We start from the raw sequence: 2,650 nt of genomic DNA, 5'->3' as shown, positions 1-2,650 counted from the left end.
CTTCATAAAACTCGGAGTTTCTTGCTTAAAACTCCGAGTTTTTATATACCTTAATTAAATACCGTATAAATTTATTTGTATAATAAATAATCTTCAAAATTATCTCCCCATTTTATTTAGATAATATATATCATCTTGATTTAAATCTCGAAATAGTTTTTAGAAATCGACGATAAATGTCTAAAATCTGCATGACCGCTATTGAAAAACTTCCATCATATAGGTATGGTTGGATAGATAGATGTTATGGAGATATTCAACAAGGAGGATTACAATGAACAATTCAGACCAGTTAAAACATAACGTTGCAAAAGAAGCAGTAAAATATGTGAAGGATGGCATGAAGCTGGGATTAGGATCAGGGTCCACGATGTACTTTTTTATGAAGGAGCTGGGGGAACGTGTCAGCAATGGACTGAAAGTTATCGGGATTCCAACATCAAATAAAACAGCAGAATGGGCAAAAGAATTTAATGTACCATTAGCTGATTTTTCTCAGATTCAGGAATTGGATTTGGCTATTGATGGGGCAGACGAAGTAGATCCCAATTTACAATTGATCAAAGGCGGTGGCGGGGCATTGCTACGGGAAAAGGTAGTTGCCGCAGCAGCAAAAGAATTTTTGGTTATTGCGGATGAATCCAAAGTTGTCGAAAATCTTGGGAAGTTTCCTTTACCAATTGAAGTTATTCCGTTTGGCTGGGAAGTTACAGCAAATAAAATCACTGCATTAGGCTGTGAACTAGCGTTGCGAAAAGTTAATGATCAAATCTACATAACAGACAATGGAAATTATATTCTGGATTGTAAGTTTGGTAGAATCCAGGATCCCGAAAAATTAAATCGTGAATTGCAGTCTATAGTAGGTATTGTTGAAAACGGATTATTTATTAACATAGCAAGCAAAGTATTAATAAGTAATCCAGAACAGGTAAAAGTTATGGAGAAAGGACAATAATTTCTAATTATTAGCGTAGGAAGGCTCCTGCAGGAACAGTGCGAGCCCACTGAAAAATCCCTCCATATTTTAGGATGTGGAAAAGTCACTTCCCTCCTGTACTGACTCAGAGAAGATTGCTGTTGCACAACCATGAGGTTTGGAGTTAAATGCCATCAGCACAAGAAAAAGGGAAGCTGAAGGCATTAGGATCGGCTTTCAATGCCATGAGCACAAGAGAAATTATGCTCAAGGCATTCAGCTGGACTCTCAATACCTTCACGCTTATGAAGATAAGTGCTCATGGTATTCAGCTGGACTCTCAATACCTTCACGTATATGAAGATAAGTGCTCAAGGCATTCAGCTGGACTCTCAATACCTTGAGCCCAAGAAAAAACATCACTGCAAAGTATTAAGATCCGCTTTAAGTCCCCCGATTTTTAATATTTTCCACGATAGAAAAAAAGTCATTGTTCCTAAATAATTTGGCCAATCCTAAGTATTGGAAATTTATCTCAGCGCCAACCGTCTGTAATACCCTAAACGAAATGATTCAAGTGACACGAAGAAAGTAAGTGGGGGACAAACAGACGCTAAGAACCCTGATAAGTTTCGTTAATGATCAGTGGGGGATACAAAAAACCCCCGCTGATCAAAGTCTCACTTTATGATAAACTTAAATCAAAAACGAGGTACAAGTTAATGGCACAAGTTATCTTGATTGTGGATGATGATAAGGATATTTGCAATATGATTGAGTTATATCTAACTGATGAAGGATACCATATAGTCAAAGCAAATGACGGCTTAGAAGCAATGGATTTATTAGCCATTCATCCTGTCGATTTAGTTATTCTTGACATCATGTTGCCGAAACTGGACGGGATAGAAGTTTGCAGAAGAATAAGAGAAAAGAATAACCTTCCTATTATTATGCTGAGCGCTAAATCTGCAGATATCGATAAAGCAATTGGTCTCAGTACAGGTGCAGATGATTATATCGCTAAACCATTCAGTCCAATAGAGTTTAAAGCGAGAGTGAAAGCACAGTTAAGAAGATACACCTATTTTAATAATGCAAACAACTCACCAGAGCAAAACGTCATTCATATAAGAGGATTAAAAATAGTGGAGATTTCCCGAAGTGTTTTCTTATATGATAAGCCGGTGAGACTGACTAAAACAGAATATGAGATATTATTGCTTCTTGCGCGAAATGTTAATACAGTTTTTTCGCTTGAGGATATTTTCGAAAAGGTCTGGAAAGAAAACTATTATGATGGTAACAATACCGTAATGGTCCATATAGCGAGATTAAGAGAAAAGATAGAAGATAATCCAAAAGAGCCGAAAATAATAAAAAATGTTTGGGGAGTAGGTTATAAAATTGAACACGAAATGGTTTAAAGGGGTTCGGTTTAAACTCCTGTTAACATTTACCTCAAGTATTGTTTTGTCTATACTCTGTATAATTGGATTGGAGCAATTTTTGTTTCAGCAAATTGGGTTAAAAGAGAACGATATTGCGGATATGGAAAAAAGATATTCTTTTCTCTATATGATTCTATTTTTCCTGCTCACCACACTGTTTTATTATTTATCATCAAAGAACATCATAAAAAGAATAGAAGATATCGATGATAGCGTGAATGAAGTGAAAAAAGGGAATTTAGATATACAGATTCAAACGAGTACCAATGACGAAATTGGG

General features: G+C 36.0%; 3 protein-coding genes. All 3 read left to right on the top strand.

The window, feature by feature from the left end:
- The first annotated feature begins 274 nt into the window (after window positions 1-274).
- Window positions 275-958, top strand: coding sequence for a ribose-5-phosphate isomerase RpiA (gene rpiA / locus F9U64_RS20385; protein ID WP_153406738.1), 684 nt, complete (start codon window positions 275-277; stop codon window positions 956-958).
- A gap of 683 nt (window positions 959-1,641) precedes the next feature.
- Entirely contained in the window at window positions 1,642-2,346 is a 705-nt protein-coding gene (locus tag F9U64_RS20380; protein ID WP_153406737.1) for a response regulator transcription factor, read from the top strand.
- Window positions 2,327-2,650 (top strand): HAMP domain-containing protein (locus F9U64_RS23240; RefSeq protein ID WP_456071355.1); only part of this gene is annotated, 324 nt, incomplete at its 3' end. The genes F9U64_RS20380 and F9U64_RS23240, both read left to right, overlap by 20 nt.

The sequence above is a fragment of the Gracilibacillus oryzae genome, assembly GCF_009498735.1.
Lineage (GTDB): Bacteria > Bacillota > Bacilli > Bacillales > Amphibacillaceae > Gracilibacillus > Gracilibacillus oryzae.
This window is presented reverse-complemented; position numbering and strand designations above follow the sequence as displayed.